General features: G+C 71.8%; 25 protein-coding genes. 10 read left to right on the top strand and 15 right to left on the bottom strand.

The window, feature by feature from the left end:
* Positions 1-19: 19 nt before the first annotated feature.
* The gene (locus BL254_RS04085) at positions 20-904 is read right to left on the bottom strand and encodes a 1-acyl-sn-glycerol-3-phosphate acyltransferase (protein WP_076842563.1); all 885 of its coding nucleotides are present in this window, start codon (positions 902-904) and stop codon (positions 20-22) included.
* Between the two features lie 83 nt (positions 905-987).
* A complete protein-coding gene (locus tag BL254_RS29235; RefSeq protein WP_371389943.1) occupies positions 988-1,221 on the bottom strand; it encodes a pentapeptide repeat-containing protein in 234 nt (77 codons plus the stop codon).
* Between the two features lie 93 nt (positions 1,222-1,314).
* Between BL254_RS29235 and BL254_RS04075 the strand changes: the two genes are divergently transcribed.
* The 3 genes from BL254_RS04075 to BL254_RS04065 are packed head-to-tail and all read left to right on the top strand — an operon-like array spanning position 1,315 to position 4,295.
* Entirely contained in the window at positions 1,315-2,106 is a 792-nt protein-coding gene (locus BL254_RS04075) for a carboxylesterase (RefSeq protein WP_076842562.1), read from the top strand.
* Between the two features lie 12 nt (positions 2,107-2,118).
* Positions 2,119-2,970 (top strand): hypothetical protein, encoded by an 852-nt coding sequence (locus tag BL254_RS04070; RefSeq protein ID WP_076842561.1) that lies wholly within the window; start codon positions 2,119-2,121, stop codon positions 2,968-2,970.
* A 59-nt stretch (positions 2,971-3,029) separates the two neighbouring features.
* The gene (locus BL254_RS04065; RefSeq protein ID WP_076842560.1) at positions 3,030-4,295 is read left to right on the top strand and encodes a TIGR00300 family protein; all 1,266 of its coding nucleotides are present in this window, start codon (positions 3,030-3,032) and stop codon (positions 4,293-4,295) included.
* A 113-nt stretch (positions 4,296-4,408) separates the two neighbouring features.
* Here BL254_RS04065 and BL254_RS04060 read toward each other — a convergent pair whose 3' ends face one another.
* From BL254_RS04060 to BL254_RS04020, 9 genes are all read right to left on the bottom strand, one after another.
* Positions 4,409-5,395 (bottom strand): ROK family glucokinase, encoded by a 987-nt coding sequence (locus BL254_RS04060; protein ID WP_076842559.1) that lies wholly within the window; start codon positions 5,393-5,395, stop codon positions 4,409-4,411.
* Positions 5,392-6,051: a hypothetical protein gene (locus BL254_RS04055; RefSeq protein WP_139342167.1), complete on the bottom strand. Its 660-nt coding sequence runs from the start codon at positions 6,049-6,051 to the stop codon at positions 5,392-5,394. The genes BL254_RS04060 and BL254_RS04055 overlap by 4 nt, the downstream gene beginning before the upstream one ends.
* Positions 6,048-7,262 (bottom strand): ArsA family ATPase, encoded by a 1,215-nt coding sequence (locus tag BL254_RS04050; RefSeq protein ID WP_076842557.1) that lies wholly within the window; start codon positions 7,260-7,262, stop codon positions 6,048-6,050. The genes BL254_RS04055 and BL254_RS04050 overlap by 4 nt, the downstream gene beginning before the upstream one ends.
* A gap of 6 nt (positions 7,263-7,268) precedes the next feature.
* Positions 7,269-7,703 (bottom strand): SRPBCC family protein, encoded by a 435-nt coding sequence (locus tag BL254_RS04045; RefSeq protein ID WP_047224100.1) that lies wholly within the window; start codon positions 7,701-7,703, stop codon positions 7,269-7,271.
* 386 nt (positions 7,704-8,089) lie between these two features.
* Positions 8,090-8,857, bottom strand: a complete 768-nt coding sequence (locus BL254_RS04040) for a metallophosphoesterase (RefSeq protein ID WP_047224099.1) — start codon at positions 8,855-8,857, stop codon at positions 8,090-8,092.
* 422 nt (positions 8,858-9,279) lie between these two features.
* On the bottom strand, positions 9,280-9,966 hold the full coding sequence (locus BL254_RS27570; protein WP_200902482.1) for a hypothetical protein: 687 nt from the start codon (positions 9,964-9,966) through the stop codon (positions 9,280-9,282).
* A gap of 157 nt (positions 9,967-10,123) precedes the next feature.
* The gene (locus BL254_RS04030; RefSeq protein WP_047224098.1) at positions 10,124-11,263 is read right to left on the bottom strand and encodes a glycosyltransferase family 4 protein; all 1,140 of its coding nucleotides are present in this window, start codon (positions 11,261-11,263) and stop codon (positions 10,124-10,126) included.
* 103 nt (positions 11,264-11,366) lie between these two features.
* On the bottom strand, positions 11,367-12,437 hold the full coding sequence (locus BL254_RS04025) for a hypothetical protein (protein WP_052914780.1): 1,071 nt from the start codon (positions 12,435-12,437) through the stop codon (positions 11,367-11,369).
* 70 nt (positions 12,438-12,507) lie between these two features.
* Positions 12,508-12,825 (bottom strand): hypothetical protein, encoded by a 318-nt coding sequence (locus BL254_RS04020; protein ID WP_047224124.1) that lies wholly within the window; start codon positions 12,823-12,825, stop codon positions 12,508-12,510.
* Between the two features lie 356 nt (positions 12,826-13,181).
* Here BL254_RS04020 and BL254_RS04015 point away from each other — a divergent pair, with 356 nt between their 5' ends.
* The 4 genes from BL254_RS04015 to BL254_RS04000 all read left to right on the top strand — a co-directional run bounded on the left by BL254_RS04015 (position 13,182) and on the right by BL254_RS04000 (position 14,723).
* Positions 13,182-13,427, top strand: a complete 246-nt coding sequence (locus tag BL254_RS04015; protein WP_076842555.1) for a CopG family transcriptional regulator — start codon at positions 13,182-13,184, stop codon at positions 13,425-13,427.
* Positions 13,424-13,768: a type II toxin-antitoxin system PemK/MazF family toxin gene (locus BL254_RS04010; RefSeq protein ID WP_052914779.1), complete on the top strand. Its 345-nt coding sequence runs from the start codon at positions 13,424-13,426 to the stop codon at positions 13,766-13,768. The genes BL254_RS04015 and BL254_RS04010 overlap by 4 nt, the downstream gene beginning before the upstream one ends.
* Positions 13,769-14,088: 320 nt before the next feature.
* The gene (locus tag BL254_RS04005; RefSeq protein WP_013874367.1) at positions 14,089-14,319 is read left to right on the top strand and encodes a FitA-like ribbon-helix-helix domain-containing protein; all 231 of its coding nucleotides are present in this window, start codon (positions 14,089-14,091) and stop codon (positions 14,317-14,319) included.
* Positions 14,316-14,723: a type II toxin-antitoxin system VapC family toxin gene (locus BL254_RS04000; protein WP_083730819.1), complete on the top strand. Its 408-nt coding sequence runs from the start codon at positions 14,316-14,318 to the stop codon at positions 14,721-14,723. Before BL254_RS04005 ends, BL254_RS04000 begins: the two co-directional genes overlap by 4 nt.
* A 362-nt stretch (positions 14,724-15,085) precedes the next feature.
* Here BL254_RS04000 and BL254_RS03995 read toward each other — a convergent pair whose 3' ends face one another.
* Complete coding sequence (locus tag BL254_RS03995; protein WP_076842553.1) at positions 15,086-15,868, bottom strand: helix-turn-helix domain-containing protein; 783 nt, start codon at positions 15,866-15,868, stop codon at positions 15,086-15,088.
* Between the two features lie 47 nt (positions 15,869-15,915).
* Here BL254_RS03995 and BL254_RS03990 point away from each other — a divergent pair, with 47 nt between their 5' ends.
* Positions 15,916-16,887 (top strand): TIGR03564 family F420-dependent LLM class oxidoreductase, encoded by a 972-nt coding sequence (locus BL254_RS03990; RefSeq protein WP_052914778.1) that lies wholly within the window; start codon positions 15,916-15,918, stop codon positions 16,885-16,887.
* A 264-nt stretch (positions 16,888-17,151) separates the two neighbouring features.
* Here the strand turns inward: BL254_RS03990 and BL254_RS03985 are convergent, their stop codons facing one another.
* Entirely contained in the window at positions 17,152-18,471 is a 1,320-nt protein-coding gene (locus BL254_RS03985) for an NYN domain-containing protein (RefSeq protein ID WP_076842552.1), read from the bottom strand.
* Between the two features lie 461 nt (positions 18,472-18,932).
* Entirely contained in the window at positions 18,933-19,331 is a 399-nt protein-coding gene (locus BL254_RS03980; protein ID WP_043603782.1) for an HIT family protein, read from the bottom strand.
* Between the two features lie 283 nt (positions 19,332-19,614).
* On the opposite strand from BL254_RS03980, the gene BL254_RS03975 reads away from it, so the two are divergent.
* Positions 19,615-20,028, top strand: coding sequence for a VOC family protein (locus tag BL254_RS03975; protein ID WP_047224091.1), 414 nt, complete (start codon positions 19,615-19,617; stop codon positions 20,026-20,028).
* Positions 20,029-20,122: 94 nt separating this feature from the next.
* On the opposite strand, the gene BL254_RS28930 is transcribed toward BL254_RS03975, so the two are convergent.
* A complete protein-coding gene (locus tag BL254_RS28930; protein WP_256386221.1) occupies positions 20,123-20,257 on the bottom strand; it encodes a hypothetical protein in 135 nt (44 codons plus the stop codon).
* 9 nt (positions 20,258-20,266) lie between these two features.
* Between BL254_RS28930 and BL254_RS03970 the strand changes: the two genes are divergently transcribed.
* Entirely contained in the window at positions 20,267-21,946 is a 1,680-nt protein-coding gene (locus BL254_RS03970; RefSeq protein ID WP_254857777.1) for a DEDD exonuclease domain-containing protein, read from the top strand.
* Positions 21,947-22,040 lie beyond the last annotated feature (94 nt).

Genomic DNA, 22,040 nt, shown 5'->3' with positions numbered 1-22,040 from the left:
AGCCGGCTCGGGCCGGCGATCAGCCCGCCTGGCGGGTGTCAGTCTGGTCACCCAGGCCCGAGCGGCCGGCCTTGCGACCGCCCCGCCGGCGGGTCCGCGGGGCACGGGGTGCCGACGGCTTCGTCCTGGCCTTCGCCGACGACCGCTCGACCGTACGACCGGTGGCCTCGCGGCCGGGCTCCCCGTCCCCGCCAGAGGAGCCGTCAGCTCCGATCGCCGCCTCGCCCGTGGCGGCGATCTCGCTTTTGACCCGCTGCGCGTACCTGTCGACGTACTCCTGGCCCGACAACGCCATGAGCTCGTACATGATCTCGTCGGTCATGGACCGGAGCACGAACCGGTCGTCGACCATGCCCTCGTAGCGGCTGAAGTCAAGCGGCCGGCCAATGCGGATGCCGACCCGGCGGATCCTGGGCAGCAGCTTCCCCTGGGGCTGCACCTCGAACGTGCCGATCATCGCGACCGGAATGACCGGAACCTTCGACTCCAGYGCCATCCGGGCAACACCGATCTTGCCTCGGTACAGCCGGCCGTCCGGTGAGCGCGTGCCCTCCGGATAGATCCCMAGCAGTTTGCCGCGTTGGAGCACCTTCACACCGCTGCGCAGCGCCATGTCGCTGGCGGCCCCGCCGCTGCGGTCGATCGGGAGCTGGCCCGCGCTGGTGAAGAACAGCCGCTTCAACCAGCCCTTGAATCCCGATCCGGTGAAGTAGTCGCTCTTGRCCAGGAAGGTGACCCGGCGCGGCACGACCAACGGGAGGAACAGGTGGTCGGAGAAGGACAGGTGGTTGCCGGCGAGGATGGCGGGGCCCCGTTCCGGGATGTTTTCCAGTCCCTCCACCCACGGCCGCCAGAACAGCCGCAGGACAGGGGTGAGAAATGCCTTGACGACCCAGTACAACACGTCAGCTCCCGGTGTGGTCGCCCACCAACATCGTCTCGACACGCATCGGCCCGACACGCCCGCACACGGTGGCCGGGACAACCCTATGGAACCGGGGTGGCTCCGTCCACCACGGGGACCGTCGCGGACGGCCTGCCCGCCCACGGCGGCTCGGGGCCGGCGCGAACGCGGGATGCGGCGCAGCCGGCCCCGAACACGGCACCACCGAACACCGCACCATGGAACACCGCACCATGGAACGCGGCACCACCGAACATGGCACCGCTGAACACGGCATCGTGAAGAGCATGGCCTCTACCCGCCCGGCATGCGAGCATGCTGCGGAACCGGTTCGCGCGACGAAAACAGAACAATCCTCCGTCTCCACGGAGTGCGGCCGATCGCGCGCAAGTAACGAGAGGGCGGACACCATGGCAGGCGTACCACGGCGTTCGGTCACACCGGGTACTTCGGTCGTACCCGGCGCGGAGCCGTTCGAACACGACGGYGGCGACACCGGGGTGCTGCTGATCCACGGATTCACGGGCACACCTCAGAGCATGCGCCCCTGGGGCACGTTCCTCGCGGAGGCGGGCCTGACGGTCTGTTGCCCGCTGCTGCCGGGCCACGGCACCCGCTGGCAGGAGATGAACGGCACGACCTGGCACGACTGGTTCGGAGCGGCCGAGGACGCCTTCATCCGCCTGCGGGAACGCTGCTCGACCGTCTTCGTCATGGGGCTGTCCATGGGCGGCACCCTGACCCTGCGGCTGGCGGAGGTGTACGGCCCGGCGTTGGCCGGGGTGGTCACGGTCAACCCCAGCCTCGGCACCGACCGGAAGGTGGYCGCGCTCGCCCCGGCGCTCTCACGCGTGATCCCCTGCGTGGTCGGGGTGGGCAGCGACATCAAGGCCGCGGGTACGGCGGAGGTCGCCTACCGGCGCCTGCCCCTGCGGGCCTTCGTCTCCCTGCGCGAACTGTGGGCGGTGACAGTGGCGGACCTGGGGCGTGTCACCAGCCCGATCCTGACCTTCCGCAGCCGCGTCGACCACGTCGTCGAGGCCACCTCCGGACGGATCCTGCTGGCGGGCGMGACATCGTCCACCGTTTCCGAGCGCATCCTGGAGAACAGTTACCACGTCGCGACCCTCGACAACGACAGACACACAATTTTCGAGGGAAGCCTCCAGTTCGTCGACACGCACACGGTTGTCTCGGGGTGATCGAGGTGAGTCGTGCCTGACCTGCCACCATCTGCCGGTGGCCCGCCGCCGGACGCGGGTGGAGCGTCCGGCGGCCCGGCGTACGGACAGCCGCCGCAGGCCGGCCCGCCCGACGCCGAGGCGGGCGGCGCCAGCGCGCCCGGCCCCACCGACCACCGTGGGATACGCCGCGGCGATCCGCCACCCGGGGACGACGGCAGGTCGAAGGAGGATGCGACCGTTGCCGAGCCGCCGGTTACGGCCGCGGACGCCTCCGGCGGGGACAGCGACGGCGGCGATGCGGAAACGGATCAGGACACCGACCAGGACGCGGTCTTCGCCTCGCTCGTGGCCCGTTTCAACGCCGAGCCCGTGGAGCGGACCTGGCCATCCAGCGAGGACGTCACGACGCGCAGAGAGGACGTCACGGTGCACACGGAGCCTCCGGGCGCGATCGTGCGCCCGGTCTGGCGCTTACCTCTCGACCCGGGCCAGCAGAAAGATCATATTCTCTTTCCCGTGGACGACAGTGCGGCCACCGGTCCGGCCGGTGACGGGCCGAAGATCGATCCGCCGGGCATCCCGGATGATGCCGACGGCTACGACGGCCCCGATGATCCGCCCGATGACCCGTCCGACCACTACGACCCACCACCCCCACCGCCAGCACCTCGCATGAAACCCACCACCCGGTGGGCGTTGTGTTCCATCGCCGTCGGCGTCGCGATCCTGTTGGTCCCCACGATTGCCGGGATCGACCATGGCAGGCCCTATGACGTCGGAGGAGTCATGCTTGTGCTGGGCGGAGTCGCCACACTGGTGTTCCGAATGGCGGATCGGCCGCCCACCGACTCGGCGGACGGTGACGATGGCGCGGTCGTCTGATCCGGATTCGCCGGCAGGCGGACCGGGCACCCGCGTCAGGGCAGGGAAGGGGCGGCTGCGTGGAGTTCCACGAGAAKGTCGAGATACACGGTCACCTGATGGACACCGGCATTCTCGCCCGGGTGCTCGACGACGTTCTCAGTTACGGGGGCGACTACGAGATCAGGAGCATCGATCTCGGCGCGACCCACGATGACGAGTCGCACGCGACGATCGTCGTCGGGGCCGACTCGGCGGAGCAGCTGACCCGCATTCTCATGCGGATCAAGGCCTATGGCGTCAACAGTGTGGAGCCGGGTACCGCGCTGCTGCGGGCGGCCGACCACGACGGGGTCTTCCCCCCCGACTTCTACTCGACCACCAACCTGGAAACCGTGGTCCGCCTCGGCGGCCACTGGGTGCCGGTGGAACATCCCGAGATGGACTGCGGCCTTGTCGTCTCCGACGGGCGGGTACGCACCATCCCGGTCTCCGACGTCCGGGCCGGCGACATGATCGTGTGCGGCGTGTCCGGGGTGAAGGCCGTCCTGCCGGTGACCGACCACTCGACCCGGCTGTACGGCACCTTCCAGGCCCTGTCGTCGCAGTCCGTCTCGTCGTCCACCACCCTGCTGGCGCCGCAGCGGCAGGCCGTGCTGGTCCGCGCGATCGCCCGCCAGATCCGTGAGCTCAAGGCGGAGGGCTTCGGGGTGCTGTGGGTGGCCGGGCCCGCCGTCGTGCACTCCGGCGCCACCCCGGCCATGGTCGCGCTGATCGAGGCCGGCTATGTCGACGTGCTCTTCTCCGGCAACGCCTTCGCCGCCATCGACATCGAAGCGGCACTGTACGGGTCGGCGTTCGGCAACGAGCCGAGCCGCGGCAAGGGCGCCGAGCGCGGGCACGAGCAGTACATCCGGGCGATCAACACGATCCGGCGCGCCGGATCCATCGTCGCCGCCGTCGACGACGGCATCCTGACCAGCGGGATCATGCATGCCATCGTCAAGGCGAACAAGAAGTTCGTCCTGGTCGGCTCGGTGCGTGACGACGGCCCGCTGCCGGACGTCCACACCGACGTGCTGGCCGGCCAGCGGGCCATGCGCGAGGCCCTGCGCGGGATCGGGCTCGCGATAATGATCGCCTCGATGCTGCACTCGGTGGCGACGGGCAACATCCTGCCGGCGTCCATCCCGGTGGCCTGTGTGGACATCGATCCCAGCAGCGTCAGCAGGATCGCCGACCGCGGGTTCTCCCAGGCGGTCGGTGTGGTCACGGATGCCGGGCTGTTCCTGGAGCAGCTGGCCCAGGAACTGGTCGCCGACTACCGCCCGGACACCATCCGCTGATCGAGCTGGCCGCGCCGGCCCGGCAAGGCCGTCCGCGTCGCCGTCCAGCTCGATGACGAACCATCCAGTGACATATTGAATTCTTTCAACAACACAAAGTATTGCAGTGACGTTCAGCTACGGGCCAGGTCGGCGGCGCCGACGATGCCGCCCCAGGCTGCGAGCTGGGCTGTGACGATCCGTGCCTCGGGACGGTGCTGGCGGGCCGACAGGCTGTTCGCGAACTCCGCGCGGGCCGGGGCGAGAAGAAGATCACCAGCCTCCGACACCCCGCCGCCGAGCACGAAGAGACCGGGATCGAGAATCGAGGCCAGGCTGGCCATCGCCCGGCCCAGCCAGGTACCGACGTCCTCGAAGCACTTCACCGCGAGCGGATCGCCCTCCCGGGCGGCCTCGGTGACCGCCGGGCCGCTAAGAGCGCCCACCTCGCCGCCGGCGAGCTCCAGCAGGCGCCGGCCCGCCGTCGGCGAGGTCGTCACCAGCTCACGGGCCTTGCGGACCAGCGCGTTGCCGCTGCCGTACGCCTCCAGGCATCCCCGGTTCCCGCACCCGCACAGACGGCCGCCGGTCACCAACTGCATGTGCCCGATCTCCCCGCCGAGCCCGAACCGCCCCCGGTACAGCCGGCCGTCGAGCACGATCCCGCCGCCGACACCGGTCCCCACCGTCACACACACCAGATCCGGCTCGCCGCGGCCGGCACCGAAGCGGTACTCCCCCCAGGCCATCGCGTTCGCGTCGTTCTCCACGACGACCGGCAGGCCGGTGCGGGCACTCACCTCGTCCCGTAGCGGCTCGTCACGCCAGGCGAGGTTCGGCGCGAACAGCACCCGCGAGCGGTCACGGTCGATCAGGCCCGCCGCCCCGATGCCGACCGCCCGCACCGGCTGCGGCGCCACGGCCGCCCGCAGCTCGCCGACCACCTCGCCGATCAGATCGGCCACCGCGGACGGCTGCTGGCTCGGCGTCGGCCGCCGCAGCGACGACAGAACCGCCCCGGCCCCGTCGACAACACCCGCGGCGACCTTCGTGCCACCGACATCCACGCCGATCACCAGATCGGGCTGTGAGCCGTCCCTACCCGACGTTGTGGGGGTCACTCGACATCGATCCTCTGAACACGCGGCCCAGGCCCCGGCCGCTCGGTTGTCCATCCCCTCACAGCAGTGTCCTCGACGGGGCCGGTACCGGCCGTTGCCGCGCTGCCCGTGCCGGTGTCCGGACGGCCGGCGAGGACCGCCCGCACCGCCGCCGCCAGCGAGGTTGCCGCGGCGAACAGGTGCCCGGCCACCTCCGGTCGGCCCGCGGCCAGGGTGTTGACCAGCCGGCAGAGCGGACACACCTGGCACATGTTCATCGCCGCGGCGTCTGGACGGGCCTCGTGGTGGTCCTCCGGACGCAGGCCGCAGTCGCAACCGGCACCGCCGCCCGCGTCACCGCCGGCGCCGCCGGACGGTGTGGCGGCGCGGCGCCCGGATCCCGTCCGCCCGGGACCGGTACCCCCAGTATGGCCGACATGATCGTTCTTGCCGACGTGGGTGTCGTCACCGGAACGACCGTTGTGATCGGTATAGCCGGTGTGACCGCTATAGCCGGCATGATCGGCATAGCCGGCATGATCGGCATAGCCGGTGTTACCCGCGTGGGCGTGGGCGGTGTAGGCCTGAACCGCCGGATTCGTGAGCAGGAGGTCACGCACGGCCGCGGCGAGCAGGGCGGCTTCCTGGGCGAGCGGGCCCGGCGCCGGCGCGGTCATGTGCGCACCCACAGGTCTGGGTCGGGTACAAAGGACACCACCAGCCGATCGTCTCGCAGCACCGCGCCGGTGACGTCACACCGTCGCAGCGCGGACGGCAGGGTGAGCATCCGCCGCTGCGAACCGACCGAGACCATCAGCTCGTCCGCGCCGACCCGGGCAAGGGTGATCTCGGAACGCTCCACGAACGGCAGGGCGATCGAGATCGCGAAGCCGTTCCCGGCCCGTTCGACCCGCGGCGGGCCGATCCCGGTCCGCCCGCCGCCCCCGAGGACGGCGACCGGGTCGAGGGCCGAATAGGTGCCCGCGGCAAAGGCCGCGAGCTCCTCCAGGCCGACCGGCTCCCCTGCTCGATAGGCCGCGCGCAGGACCGGGATCGGCGCGAAGGACAGCTCGACGGCCGCCAGCTGGTCACGGTGGACGGCCGCCCAGCCAGCCCGCCAGGCATCGCCCCCGGCGGCGGTGTGCACCCGGTTGGCCACCATGGCGTCCACCCCGAACCCGTGCAGCGCCAGCGCGCCCACCGCCGCCCTGGTCCGGGAGACCACGACGGTCTCGGGGGTCAGCACGAGCCGCACGCTGGAGCGCGCCGGGTCGGACAGGACGTCACGGACCTCGTCCATGATCTGCTGAAGCCGCGCGGCGGCCCCGGCGAGCGGTCCGGCCACGGAGTCCGGCCAGGTGGGACGACCCAGCCGCCACGGGCTGCCGCGCAGCAGGTGGGCGAGCCGGCCGTCGATCGGGACGACCCGGCGCAGATACCACAGCAGCGTTTCCGGCAGGGTCAGCAGGCGCAGTAAACGGGCGATCGGGCCGGCGTCGACCACGACGACGTCGTAGTCCCCGGATCTGAGCTGGTCGAGTAGGTACACCAGGGCCAGTACCTCGCCGGCGCCGGGCAGCACCGTCAGCTCACCGGGCTCGATCGGATCCGCTCCGGTGGCCTCCCACAGCCGGCCCAGGGCAGCCCGTATCGTCCACCAGCGGTCCTCGAAGGCGCRCTGGGTGTCCACATGCTGGGCGAACAGGCCGGTTTCGATCTCGATGGGAGCCGTGTCCAGCGGATGGTCAAGAACCGCCGYGAGACCTCCCGCCGGGTCCGCGGACATCACCAGCGTCCGGTTACCGCRCTGGGCGGCCAGCGTGGCCGTCGCAGCGGCGACCGTGGTCGTCCCGACGCCCCCCTTGCCCGCGAAGAGCACGCATCGCACGCGTGGTCAGCTCTCGAGGTGTTTCTTGAGATCCCTCAGCGCGGCGTCGACGACACCGTTCTGCACCTTGCGCCGGATCAGGCTCGGAATCTTGACCTTCAGTTCGACGGTGAGATCGTAGGTGACCTCGGTCCGGCCGTCACCGAGGTCGCGCAGAACGTAGCTGCCGTTCTGCGCGACCAGGTTTTTTCCCTCGACGAGGGTCCAGCTCACCGAATCGTCACCGCACCAGGTGTACTCCGTGACGAATTCCTCCTTCGCCACCACCGCGTTGACCAGGAAACGGGCCCGTTGGGGACGGCCGTCCGGGCCGGGCGCGACGACCTCGGCCCGTTCCACCGGCCCTGACCAGGTCGAATATGCACCTATATCGGCAATCGCTGCCATCACAGCCGCAGGCTTGGCATTGATCGTGGTGCTGGCTCGGGCGTGCTCCGCCATTGGTGACACTGCCTCCACAACTCGCCCGGGCATACCCGACACTGCTGGCATCCCGGTTGCATCCTGGCTACTGAGACATCCAGGATCTCTCCACACGCCAGGATAATCATCCTGACCAGTCGACGAGGCTACCGGACCGGCCACGGACACGGTGGGTTACCACCGGGCGTGTCCGTGGCCGGCGGGTCGTCCGCAGGCCATCCCCAGGCCATCCACGGGCCATGTGCAGGCCATCCATGGGTCGTTGACAAATCGCCGGAGATCGTCAACAAGCTGCCGATCACATGGCCCGACACCCGGACGACCAGCGCCTGCGGCAGGCCGCCCACCGCTCGAGCACCCGCGGCGGGCCTCCTACCACTCGAGTACGAACGGCGTCCCCCGGGCTACCACTCGAGTACGAACGGCGTCCCCCGGGCGTTGAAATGCCCGACGTTGACGCAGCGCGTCGACCCGATGTCGAGCACATCACGGTACGGTTGGTGAACATGTCCAAACAGAACGTAACGAGGCTTCATGTCGTGAATGGCCTCCAGCACCGCGACGCTGCCCCGTTCGTAACGCCGGGCCACCGTGTCGTACACAAGCTCGGGCAGGTGCGGCGGAATGTGGCAGCACAGCACGTCCACCTCCCCGACCGCCGCGACCTTCGCGGCGTAGGCCTCGTCGTCGATCTCGTACGGGGTGCGCATGGGGGTGCGTAAACCCCCGCCGACGAAACCGAACCGCAGCCCGCCGATCTCGGTCGTCTCGCCGTCGAGCAGCGTGACACCGTCCCGCAGATAGTCCAGGTAGAGATGCGGGAGATCGACGTTGCCATAGGTCAGGAAAGTCGGCGTGGGAAAGGCCGCGAACAACTGTTCGTACTGCCGGCGGATCGCCTGCTCGATGATCGTCTGCCGGTCGTCGCCCAAGGTGGCCCACAACCCGTGGGACCATTCACGGGCTTCGTCGAAACGCTGCTCGGTCCGCAGCCGAATCATTTTCCCGACCGCCTCCGGGCCGAACAGGTCACCCATGATCCCGCGGCGGTGATCCCGGTAGTCCACGTAGAGAAGAAGGTCCCCGAGACAGATGAAGGCGTCGGCCCCCTGCCCGGCGGCGGCAAGCGCGTCTGCGCGGCCATGAACATCACTGACCACATGGACCCTCATACCAGCCAAGCCTACGGTCACYCCGTCCGAAAAACCCACCTGACGCAACCCGGCCCCCACCCGAGAACCCCCGCCCCGTACCCGCGCCCAGATCGACGGGCAAGCCCGCGAACGGAGCGATGACGTAACTTCCGTCTCTTTCCCGCCCCGTTTTCGACGTCACGGCTCCGTTCGCCGGGCCGGTGGATCCCGCGCGGGCGCTGGGCAGGCTTCCCGGGCGGTGCTGGTGGGGCGGTTGCTGGTGGATGTGAGGCTGCCGCTGCCCGGGTGTTCTGTGGGTTCTTGGAGGATCGCGCGGGGGCTGATCCGGGCCACGGGCCGTCGCTCGGTGAAATGCCGGATCGTTGCTCTTCGTGCGCCGTGTCCCTCGGCGGGCTCCAGCACACCGGATGGTCGCCCCGGTGGACGTCCCCAGACGCGCCTCAACGGTGTACGGAGCGCCCTGGGGAATCGGCGGACGGCGCCCGTGGCACAGCAGGCCCCACGGGTTCCGCCGGTTTCACGGAGTGCATGACCGGTTCCGCGGATTCCACGAGTTCCGCGGTGGGCGCCACGGATTCCGCCGGTTCCGCGGACCGTACGACAGGTTCCGCGAACCGCTCGGGTTGCCCGGTGGGTTCCGCCGGCCCCACAGCGGGCCCAGCGGGAGCGGGCCCAGCAGGAGCGGGCCCGGTGGATGCCGCGGGCTGCGGTGAGGGCGCCGCCGCGGGCTCGCCGGGCGCGCGGCCCGCCTCAAGGACGTCCTTGAGCACGTTGAGCTGGCGTTTGGTGTGCAGCGAGCGGTGCTGTGCCCAGCGTGCCGCGGCGCGTGGACGCAGCCGGCGGACCTCGGCCGGCCGCCCCCGGCGGGTGACGTCCGCCCGCAGGAAGACGTGCGCGACGACACCGTCGCCCCACGGCTCGAGCCAGATCTCGCTGGTCCCGACCAGCGCGCCGGTCACCGTGAAGCGCAGCCCCTCGGCGCCACGGTCCTGGAAGACGGTGAGCTCGAGATCCGGCCACAACACGCGCCACCATGCCGGGTCGTGGACCGCCGCGGACACCACAGCCGGGTCGACGGCCAGGAAGACCTCGTCAACGAGGTCGATCTGCACGGGCGAGGGACTCACGTCCGGGATCATGTCAGACAGTGGGCCCCGGCGGGCGGGACACGGCCGCGGCGGCCGTCGCGCACGGCCAGCGCAGTCGCGCACGGCCAGCGCATCGGTCGGGCCCCAGCGGCCGAGCGCCGGTGGACAGGACACGACGCGATCACGCCCGTCGCGATCACGCCTGTGCCGTGCCCGGGAGCAGCAACAGGTCGCGCAGCCTGGCCGCGAGGACGTCCCAGCGCCAGGCCTGCTCGACCCAGGCGCGGCCGGTCGCACCCATGGCCCGGGCCCGGTCGGGGTCGGCCAGCAGACCGCCGACGGCATCGGTCACCTCCCGCAGGTCGCCACCGTCGACGACGGTCCCGGTCCGGCCGTCGAGCACCGCGTCCGGCGCCCCACCGCTGCGCCCGGCGACGACCGGCAGACCCGCGGCCGACGCCTCCAGGTAGACGATCCCGAGGCCTTCGACCTCCAGGCCCGCCCGCCGCGTCCGGCACGGCATCGCGAAGACGTCACCGGCGGCGTAGTGGGCGGGCAGTTCCTCCCAGGGGACCGAACCGGTCATCACCACGTGCTCGGCCACCCCGGCGTCCCGGGCCAGCCGTTGCAGCATCGGCCGGTGCGGGCCCCCGCCGACGAGCAGCAGCGCGGTCCCGGGCACCTGGCGGCGCCAGGCCGGCAGTGCCCTGATCAGCATGTCCTGCCCCTTGCGCTCGACCAGCCTGCTCACACACACCACGACCGGACGGTCGGCGAGGCCGTGTCGCCGGCGGATGTCGTCGCGTCCCACACCCGGCTGGAAGAACCCGGTGTCGACGCCGCCGGGCAGCCGGACGAGGGCCGGCCGGCGGCCGAAGGCCGGCGCGAGCCGCGTCCTGGTGTAGTCGGTCAGGTAGGTGACGGCGTCGACCGTCCGCCCGATGCGGCGCAGCACCTGCCGCGGGCCCGGCAGCACCGCCCAACCCACCTCGTGACCGTGCGTGCTCGCGACGATCCGGCCCATCCCCGGGTCGCGGCGCAGACCGGCCGCGAGCAGGCCCAGCGGCGCGGCCGCCCCGAACCAGACGGCGTCGCACTTCTCCGCGCGGGCGATCGCCCGGGCCCGGCGCAGCACGTCCGGGACCGGCAGCATCAGGGTCGTCGGATGCCGCACCACGGGGAAGGGTGCTGCCGCGTCGAACGCTGACGCTCCCCGCCATGCGGGAGCGTAGACGATCATCTCCGTGGCAGGTAACCGACTGGCGAAGTTGTACACATATGCCTGAATTCCGCCGGGACGTGGCGGAAAGTCATTGCTTACGACCAGTACCCGCATCGGGCCATCCTCCAGCATCCCGCCAGGCCGCCCCGGCAATGGGCAGCCCGCGACAGGAGGTCTCCCGACCGGAGCGGGATGGCTCCCCCGGCGGCCACAAGGGTCAGGGGTGTAACAGCTCGCCCAGATAGGATCTCCACTGCGTGACGAAATCGGCCTCGGTGACGCCCAGGACCGCCCGCAGCGCATCGGCCAGCCGCGTCCGGGGATCGCCGCCGTCGGTCCCGACCTGCCGGTAGAACCTGATCATCCCGTCCAGGCCGACCCGGTCCGCGATCAGCCGGCAGGCCAGCCACGACTCCTGGTAGCGGACGGGGACGCTGCCGTCCGTCGCGGAAAACGCCGCGTCGTCGGGCAACGCGTCCGGTAGCCGGCCCGCGCGCACCTCGGCGGCCAGCTCCGTGGCCGCCCGGGCCACCGCCAGCCGTACGCCGGCATGGCCCACGGTCTCGGCCAGCCCCTCCACCAGCCACGTCGGGGTGCCTGCCCCGGTCACGTCGGCGCTGGCCAGGTGGGTGAACTCATGCCGCAGCACCACCTGCCGGCCCTCGACGCTCAGCCGGTCGTAGACCTCCGGGTTGACGATCACACGACCAACACCTGGCCCGTCACCTCCGATGCCGCTGTCGGTACCACCGGACGACACGCCAGGAGCACATCCACCAGGCGGGCACCCTGGCGACGCGGTGCCGCCGTCAGTGGCGTCCCCGCTGCCGTCACCGGACAGTGCCCTGGCAGCCGCGGACGCTCCGGGCCCCCGGGCCTCCCGCGGAAGCACCGCGACCGCGGCCTCACCGTCGGCGCCTGCCCGTCCTGACGCGGCGCGGAAGCCGGCGCCGCCCGCGGGAACCTCCACCACGACCCGGTCGGCCCACGGCCCGTCCCAGACCGCACGCACATAACGCAGGGCCTCGTCGGCGTCACGACGTATCTCGACCAGCCGTGACGCCGGCGCGTCCCCGACAACCGTCGGAGGCCCAGCAGCCCCCTGCCCAGCCGGCCCTGGCGTGGGCTGTAACCGGGCCGCACCGGCCGCATCCTCATGAGCGGCGTTCCCCTGATCAGCATGTTCCTGACCAGCGCGTTCCTGGCCGGCATAGCTGATGACAGCCAGCCCCACCCCGACAGCGACCACCACGCAGACCGCCAGCGTCACCACTGACGCCGCCAGCACGCGCCGCCGGAGCCACCGCCCGGCCCGACTCATCCGGCCGTGACGCGCCGCCGCTGGGGAAGGCGGTGGGCTAACCGGTCCGGCGGGCGCGTTCACGGGGGCCGTTCACGGGCCGGGGCAGCGGCAGCACCTGCGCCATCGGCACCGGCGCCGCGGGCGCGGCGTTCTCGGCATTCCTGACGTCCCCGGCCTTCCTGGGCGTCGCGGATGTCACCGGGGGGACGAACCGGGACCGCGGAATCAGGCCGCCGTCGGCAAGGGCGTCCATCGCCCGCTGCTCGCTGTCGTCCCAGTCGACGACACCGCCGACGGGCTCCAGCAGAACGTGCACCACGCAGTCCCCGCATGCGACCCCGCGCACCACACAGGTGCCACAGTCGATCAACATCGTCTCCGCCTCCCCGGCCGGAACCGGCCGCCTCGAGCCGACCCGGACGGTCATGACATGACCGCCACGGGTGACGCGACCGCGTCGGGACCCACCGTAGGCACCAGGTCCGACAACTTTTCCGCCCGACGCCATCCGACGACCCACCGAACGGCACGATGACCAGCGCAGAGGCAGGAACGATGCCGGAGCCGCCAAGGGAGCCCAGCGGCCCCGGACCAAGAACAGGACCTGGTCGCCCAGCCCTCGGCCCTGCCAGGAAGCCCGGGCGCGACGTCGCTACAGCCGCGTAAGGTCGATCTTGACACCGAATCCGGCCAGGGCACCGTGACAGTATGACTGGTTATACTCGCATCATGAAGACAGCGATCTCGGTTCCCGATGGCGACTTCGAGCGGTTCGAGCGGGTCGCAGCCCGGCACGGGATGAACCGGTCGGAGTTCTACCGGCTCGCCGCACAGCGGCTCGCCGACGAGMTGGAGGGTGAGGCGGAGCTGACCAGGCTGGCGAACGCGGTGCTCGCGCGTACCGGGCAGCCCTCCGGCGACGGGCTGTTCCTGCGGGAGTCCGAGCGGGTGCTGCGCGAAGGCACCGACTGGTGATCCGTCGCGGCGATGTCGTATGGGTGGACTTCGGCTCGCCACGGGGTTCGGAACCGGCGAAGGTCCGCCCGGCCGTGGTCGTGCAGGAGGACTGGCTGCTGGCCACGGACATCGGCACGGCGCTGGTGGTGCCCCTGACCTCGAACACCACCCTGGAAGCGTTCCCCGGCAACGTGCTCGTGCCCGCCGAGACATCCGGGCTCGACAAGGACTCCGTCGCGGTGGTCGCGCAGCTCGGCCCGGTCAGCCGCGAGTTCCTCGACCCCTATCCTGCCGGTCATGTGCCCGGCTACCTGCTGACCAAGATCGCGGCGGGCGTACGCCTGGTCACCGGCATCTGACCCGGCGCGGGCACTGGGCGCGTCGCGGCGCTCGGCGTCGCCGGGACGCGAAGCGGGCACACCGAATCCGGTCAGGGCACCGTGACGTTCCGGTCGCGCAAGCAGTAACCGCTGATCCGATGGAAGGCGCTTCGAGTGCTACCCAGCCCGCCGGTCTGATCTTTCCAAAGCCAGCGTAACGCCGTCGTCTCGGGTAGCCCGACCAGCCCTCAACGATCATTGCCCCACGGATGAGACGATCTCGGACGCGCTCCCCGTCCATCCGCCCGCCACTAACGATCTCGATGGCGTATTGCAGGCACTGTAGGTAAAATGCAGGCATGACTGCGATCACTATCCGCGACGTCTCCGAGTCGACCCTCGAAGCGTTGAAAATCAAGGCTGCGAAGGGGGGACGCAGCCTACAGACGTACCTGCTCGACCTGGTCACGCGCGACGCACGGACGCCGTCCCTGGCGGACATGATGACCCGCCTCGACCGCGAGACACGGTCCGACGTCAGCACCTCGGACATCCTTGCCGCGATCGACGAGGGCAGGCAACGCCGTTGAGCGGCGTAGCGGCCGTGATCGACTGTTCGGCGTTGGTACGGACGCTGACAGACCAGGGCGCGGGTGGAGTCGCCGTACGCCGCCGGCTCGCCAGCCTCGAGTCGCTCGCGGCACCCGGCCTACTCGACTACGAAATAGTTTCGGCATTGTTCGGGATGCTTCGAGGCAACAAGATCACCAAACGAGAAACGACGAAGGCCGTCGCCGATTACCAGATACTGCCGCTCGTGCGGCACGAGACACTGATCCTCTGGCGGCGGGTCCATGAGCTGCATCACAACCTCAGTGCGTACGACGCGCAGTACGTGGCGCTCGCCGAGGCACTGGGACTGCCCCTGATCACCAGCGATACCCGCATCGCGCGCAGCGGCGCGGCCGCGTGCGCTGTCGAGGTCTTCGCCTGACGTTGCGTCAGAACAGTCATCAGGCTGTGCGTGGACTGTCGAGTGCCGTCAGCAGGCGCTCGCCGAAGGCCGGGGTGCTGTGTGTGCATGTATATGGCGATGTCGTGGGCTGTCATGGCCGGGCCCGACCGTCCGGTCCTGCTGGCGATCGCACGGACGGCGGTGACGACCCGACCCGAGTGAAGATCAAGTTCGTTGAGCAGGAAGTCGTCGAGAGACTGCCGGGTGAGTGGTGCGGGCAGCGCGCTGGGCGGAAAATCCGCAGGGTTGTCGGTGACGATCACGTCGGCTCGGCCGGCCCATGCTGCGGCGGAGGAGACTGGCCAGGTTCACGCGACCGAACAACGGTCGGCGGCCTCGGCTCAGGTTCCGCGGCGTGGGAACGTGGCGACGAGGACGGCGATCTCGGTCTGGCCGGTGGGATGCAGCAGGTGTGCCGTCGCGGGCTCACCGGCCAGGTCGATCGTCGGGTGGCCGAAGGCGCCGACTCCCCGGCAGTTCCACACCGGGCCCAGGGCCGGGTGGTCCGCGCGCAGCAGCGCGCCGATCTCGACGATCCGCGGGTCACCGGCGTGCAGGTCGGCGGCCATGCGGAACTGCCGCGCGACCGGCAGCAGCAGCCCGGCCGCCGCTGGCGCGGCGGCGAGCGACCAGAGCACGTGCCGGCGCGCCGGCTCGTACCCGGCGGGGTCACCCCAGGCCCGGGCCCAGGCCGCGTTGGCGGCGACGATGTCGAGACGGTGGTCGAGCAGCGCGGCCGGGCTGGCCGGCCAACTGTCCAGCAGGGCGCCCAGCTCACGCAGGTGCTCACCGGGTGGAACGACGGCCGGCGGCTCGGGCGCCGAGAGCCGGCGCAGGTGTCGCCGGCCCACCTCGTCGAGCCGCAGCACCCGGCCGACGGCCTCGAGGACCTGCGCCGATGCTGTCGCCCGGCCCTGCTCCAGCCCGGTGTACCAGGTCAGGCTGACTCCGGACAGGGACGCGAGTTCCTCGCGGCGCAACCCCCGGCTGCGCCGGCGCCCACCGGCGGGCAGCCCGACGCTGGCCGGTTCGACCAGCATGCGGTGCGCGCGCAGGCAGGCCCCGAGCTCGCGGCGCCGGGCGGCCGCCGCGGCGGCCCAGGCTGTCACTTCTACTGGCACCATCAGCAGGCTCCTGGTCCGCGTACCCGCTCCCGACCATTCTGGACGTCGTGATCCGTATCGGTGTCAACCTCGCCGCCGGCCTGGGCACTCCCGGTTCCGGCAACCTCATAGACGATCTTGTTTTGACCGCCCGAGCGGTCGCTGGCGCCGGGGTGCCCACCGGCTGGCTGCCGCAGGGCTACGGCTACGACGCCGTCGGCGTGCTGACCGCGGTGGCCCGGGAGGTGCCCGGCATCGAGTTGGGCACCTCCGTCGTTGTCGTCCAGCCGCGTCATCCCCGGGTGCTGGCCGGGCAGGCGCTGACGGCGCAGGCCGCGGCACACGGGCGGTTCACCCTCGGGCTCGGCGTCAGCCACCCCGGCCTGCTGGAGATCTACGGTCAGCCGTTCCACCGGCCGGTCGCGGCGCTGCGCGCCCACCTCGACACCCTGTTGCCGATACTCGACGGACGCCGTGTCCCCGGCGCCACCGGGGTGGGAGCCGACCCCGCCGACAGCGCCGTACCCGGCGCGACGGTCCGCGTCCCGGTGCTGCTCGGCGCTCTTGGCCCGACGATGCTGCGGCTGGCCGGGGAACGCACAGGGGGCACGATCACCTTCCTGGCCGGACCACGCACGATCGGCGACCATGTGGTGCCGCTGATCGGCGCGGCCGCCCGGGGCGTCGGCCGGCCGACGCCCCGCGTCGTCGTGGGGCTGCCGGTGGCGGTGACGTCCACGCCGGACCGTATCCGCGCCGGGCTCAGCGCCGAGTACGCCGGATACGCGAAGCTGCCCTCCTACCGCGCGGCCCTTGACCGCGACGGTTTCACCGAGCCGGGCGCGATCGCCGTCGTGGGGGACGAGGACGCGGTCCTCGGCCAGCTGTCCGCCTACTCCGCGCTCGGCGCCACCGATGTGCTGGTCAGCCTGGTCGGCACGGCCGAGGAACGCGCGCGGACCCTGCGCCTGCTCGGCGCCGGCCAGCCCGCCCGGGAGCGCCCGACGGACGTCGCGACAGCCGAACAAGGTCGATCCTGACGATGAACACACGTTCCGGGGACCTGCTGCCTCCCACATCGCGGAACGAGGGGTGACGCGGACGTCGATGTCGGCATCAGGAGCCTCGGCGAGCCGTTCCAGCGCGGGAGTGTGGGCACTGTCCCACCGGCCTCGAACCGTGCCACCGCCGACATGGCGCCGTCCGGATCGATCATTGTTTGTATATGTCCGATCATGCGGCGCGAGCAATACGATCAACAATACGGGGTCGCTGGAGCGATCAGTGCCCTGACGTCCTCGTGCTCAGGAGCGGTCGAGGCGGGCCAGGAGGGCAGCGGAGGGGATCGGGCGCGCGCCCGAGCGGCGGCTGGTGTCGGCCACCTCGCGGTCCGAGGTGACGACGACGACGGGACGTCCCACCGGCTCGGCCCGCACCAACCGGACGATCTCCTCGTCGGCCAGCTGGCCGGAACGGCTGAAGAGCACCCGCACCCCGCGGGGCGCCGCCACCCCGACCGGCCTGGCGGTGACCGCGGTCGCGTCGAACACGACCGTGATCTCGCTCTCGGACGCGCGGCCGGCCAGCGCGCCGAGCCCGGACAGCAGCCGGGCGCGCTGCGCCTGCAACGTCAACGAGCCGTATCCGCGCTTGGTGACGTTGTAACCGTCCACGATGAGATGCACGCCGGGGACCGCGAGCACCTCGTCGATCACGGCCGGGTCGTCCTCGGCCAGGCCGCGGGCGCTGACCCCGCAGAACGGGTCGAGGGGCGCGGCGTCGTCCTCGCCGCGGCTGACGATGTCCGCCGGGCGCAGCACGGCGGTCGGCAGCGCGAGCTCCTTGCGGAAGCCGTTGGCCGCGGCCATCAGCGTGTCGAGCAGGACCCGCAGGCGCACGTCCTCGGCCGAGCGGGCCTCCCGGCTGCCCCGCCGGGACGCGGTCAGGGCGGCTTCGAGCTCGGCGACCCGCTGTCGCAGCCGCCGGGTCTCGGCTTCGGCGTCCCGGGCGGCGGCGACCGCCTCGTCGCGGGCCTTCTCCGCCGTCTCGACGGCATCGTTCGCCGTGTTCTCGACCCGGCGGAGCCGGTCGGAGGAGGAGCGCAGCCGGCGGCGGGCGTCCTCCACCTCGGAGCGGGCAACTGCCAGCCGCTCCCGCAACTGGTCGTTCTCGACCTTGGCTCCCTGCCGGAGCGTGTCCATCTGTTCACGCAGACGTGTGACCGTCTCGGTGGCGTCGGCCGCGCGGGCCGACGCCGCGGCTTCGGCCACCTCCTGGGCCGCAGCCTCGACCATCCGTTCCCAGCCGGGCAGTCGCAGGACGTAGGCGACGGCCGCGATCTCCTCGGGCGGCGCCGCCTCGGGCGGCCCCCCGTCGGACTCCAGCGACGCCACGAGCTCGGGCAGGGCCAGCCGCAGCCGCTCGGCGACCCGGCCGCGAAAGACCGCGTCGTTGGCCATGGCGGCCGCCAGCGGGGTCGCCCCGAGCCGGGACCGCCGGGACGGGATGAAGCGGCGGACGGCCACGAGCGTGGCCGGCACATCCTGTTCCGGGAGATCGGCAAGGGTGTCGGCCGCGAATGCCACAATCTGTGCCCGGACGCTGGAGGGAAGCGGCTCGCTCACCCGGACGCCAGTGCAAGCTCACGCGGCGCGCCGTCCAGCCTGCCGCCAACCGGCAGGTCACCGCCCGGCCTGCCGCCGGTCGCCGTGGTGCCGTCCGGTACGCCACGCCGACGATGCCGGAAGCCCGCAGCCTCCCCGGCCACCGCCCTTCGTCCCCCGCCCCGGCCGGGGCTGCCGAGACCGGCAGGACCGCCGGGAGCGGTCTGGTCACGGGCCCGCTCCCGGTGCCACAACCTCCCCGTCACGGCGCAACGGAGCGGATCCGCGCGTGTCCCCCACCGCATGCGGGTAGACGGTTCGGGAAGATCGAGGGACACGGCCAGACTCCGGGGCACGTTGGGAACAACGACGACGACACCCCAGCGTATCGGGCCAGCCCGATCCCTCCGGATCGCATGGGTTCTCGGCCGGTTCGTCCAGGTCACAGCGCCCCGGTCAGGACAGGGCCGGCCTGCCGGGAGCTACCGGGCGAGAGCGGCCCGGATGCGTTCGGCCGCGTCGTCGAGCGCGGCCGGGTCGGGGTTGTGATCGGCCGCCTCGAACGAGATGTCAGCCTCGGAGTCGATCGGAATGAGGTGCACGTGCACATGCGGCACCTCCAGCCCGGCGAGCAGCGCGGCCACCCTGCGGGGACGGAAGGCGGTGTCGATGGCCCGCCCGACCAGGGCCGCGGTGCTCCACAGCTCCCGCAGGACGTCGGGCGGCAGGTCGATCCAGTGGTCGACCTCCAGCCGTGGCACCACCAGGGTGTGCCCCGGCCGGATCGGGGCGATGGTCAGGAACGCCGCGCTGTGGTCGTCCTCGTGGACGATCCGCCCGGGCAGCTCCCTCTTGATGATCCGGGTGAAGACGCTGGCCATGCCCGGACAGTACATGTCCGGACGGTGACCTTATCTGGACGGTAACTTTGCCTGGACGGTATCTGTATCCGCACAGTAGCCGGCTGAGACCCACGCTGGCACTCGCGCCGCTCGRCCCCGCCCCGCGCTGGCAGCGTGCTGGTGCCGTGCCGGCAGCACAACGGCGGGTCGACAGCGCGGCCGCGGGCCGGGCAGCGCAACGGTACCGGCACGGCGGCGACGGGGCGCTGCCGTGGACGGGCCGGCGGCCCCAGGGTGACACACCGACACAGACCGGTCAGCCATGCGGAATCATGCGCCTGTGGCCTGGTTTGAAACGAATGGCATCCGCATGGCCCAGGTGGGCCTGGACTGCGTCAACGTGGAGCTGATGGTCGGGTTCTGGTCGTCGGCACTCGGCTACGAGGTTGCGCGGCACGACGGCGACTCGGCCGTCCTACGCCACCCGGCCGGCGCCGGTCCCAAGCTGCGTTTACGGCGCGTGTCCGGGTCGGTGCCGAGCCCGGGCCGGCTGCACCTGGACCTGTACGCGGTGGACGCCGCACGCGTGGTCGGCTGGCTGTCGTCGCTGGGCGCCCGCGAGGTCGGACGCTACACCGACGGCGCCGACAGCGGCTTCATCCTCGCCGACCCGGAGGGCAACGAGTTCCGGGTCACCACGGCGGGTCAGGACGGGTTCGCCCGGCCGTTCGCGTGACAGGCCACCGGCGTCTGGCGGCCAGCCGGTGACCGGCGGGCGCGAGCGGGAACCCGTCCCGGGAACAGGGCCGGAAAACTGTCGTGAGCAGGGACTACCGTACCCGGACATGCGCCGGTTCTTCCCCGCGCCGGGCGGCGGCCACCCGGACGCACCACCCACGCCGCCCGCCGGGCACCAGTCCCCGCTCCATCAGGGCGCCCCGGCGGGCCGCCAGCAGCACGATCATGTTCATCCCGTGTTGCCGGCGGCCCAGCTGCCCGTGCCGCCGGCGGAGCTCGGCCGTCCCCTGCGGGAGGTCACCTTCGTCGTGGTGGACCTGGAGACCACCGGCAGCCGGGCGGCCGACAGCGAGATCACCGAGATCGGCGCGGTGAAGATCCGCGGCGGGGAGGTCCTCGCGGAACTGGCGACGCTGGTGCGGCCGGACGCGCCGATCCCGCCGTTCATCTCGGTCCTCACCGGGATCACCGACGCGATGGTCGCCACCGCGCCCCGCATCGACGCGGCCCTGCCGACCTTCCTGGAGTTCGCCCATGGCAGCGTGCTGGTCGCGCACAACGCGCCCTTCGACCTCGGATTCCTGCGGGAGGCGTGTATACGCTGCGGCCATCCCGTCCCTGACTGGGAGCATCTGGACACACTCCGTATCGCCAGGCAGGTACTGGGCCGAGACGAGACCCCGAACCACAAACTCGCCTCGCTGGCCCGGCTCTTCCCCGCGGACGCCGGGCCCTGCCACCGGGCGCTGGCGGACGCGCGGGCGACCGTCGCCGTGCTGCACGGGCTGTTCGAGCGTCTCGGCGGTTTCGGCGTGACCACGCTGGAGGAACTGCACGGATTCTCCCGCAAGGTCTCCCCCGCCCGGCGGCGCAAGCGGCACCTGGCGGACGACCTGCCGACCGGCCCGGGGGTGTACATCTTCCGGGACAGCAGCGACCGGCCCCTCTATGTCGGGACGTCCCGGTCGGTACGGGCCCGCGTCCGGTCGTACTTCACCGCCGGTGAGCCGCGGCAGCGGATGGCCGCGATGGTCGCGTCGGCCGAGCGGGTGGACGCGATCTCGTGCGCGCACGCGCTGGAGGCGCAGGTCCGGGAGGTCCGGCTGATCGCCGAGCACAAGCCCCCGTACAACCGCCGCTCCCGGAACCCGGAACGGGCGGTCTACCTGAAGATCACCGATGAGCCGTACCCGCGGCTGTCCCGGGTGCGGGCGGCCCGGGACGACGGTACCTACCTCGGCCCGTTCCCCAGCATGGCCGTGGCGGACCTCGCCGCGGCCGCGATCCACGAGGCGATCCCGCTGCGCCAGTGCGCCACCAGGCTGTCACCGCGCCGGCCCACCGCCGCGTGCGCGCTGGTGGAGCTGGGCCGCTGCGGGGCGCCCTGCGACGGCCGGGAGAGCCCGCAGGAGTACGCCCGGCACGTGGCAGCGGCCGTGACCGCCATCACCGCCGACCCGCAGGTGGTCGTGGACGCCGCGCGGGTCCGCATCGCCACCCTCGCCGCCGAGCAGCGCTACGAGGACGCGGCGGTCGTCCGCGACCGGCTGCTGGCCTTCCTGCACGCGTCACAGCGGCTCCAGCGCCTGGCGGCGCTGACCGGCGTGGCCGAGATGACCGCCGCCGCGCCCACCGACGAGGGCGGCTGGGACATCGCGGTGATCCGCCACGGCCGGCTCGCCGGGGCGGCCAGCGCACCGGCGAGCACCGATCCGTGGCCCTGGGTGACGGCGGCCCGGGCCAGCGCCGAGACCGTGCGCCCGGGGCCGGGCCCCACGCCCTGCGCGAGCGCCGAGGAGACCGAACTGATCCACCGCTGGCTGACCGGCGCGGGCGTGCGCCTGGTCGGCCTCGACGGCCGGTGGGCCTCCCCGGTGACCACGGCGGCCAGGCATATCGCCCTGCTGAGCGGCTGACCGCCGCACCGGCCGCGGGGCTCCGGCTGACGCGGCCGGCTGGCCTAGGCTGCCTGGCCGCCAGGCGGCCAGGTGGCCGGATGGCGTCGGCGCC

It is taken from the genome of Protofrankia sp. BMG5.30 (genome assembly GCF_001983005.1).
In the GTDB taxonomy this organism is placed as follows: Bacteria; Actinomycetota; Actinomycetes; order Frankiales; family Frankiaceae; genus Protofrankia; species Protofrankia coriariae.
This window is presented reverse-complemented; position numbering and strand designations above follow the sequence as displayed.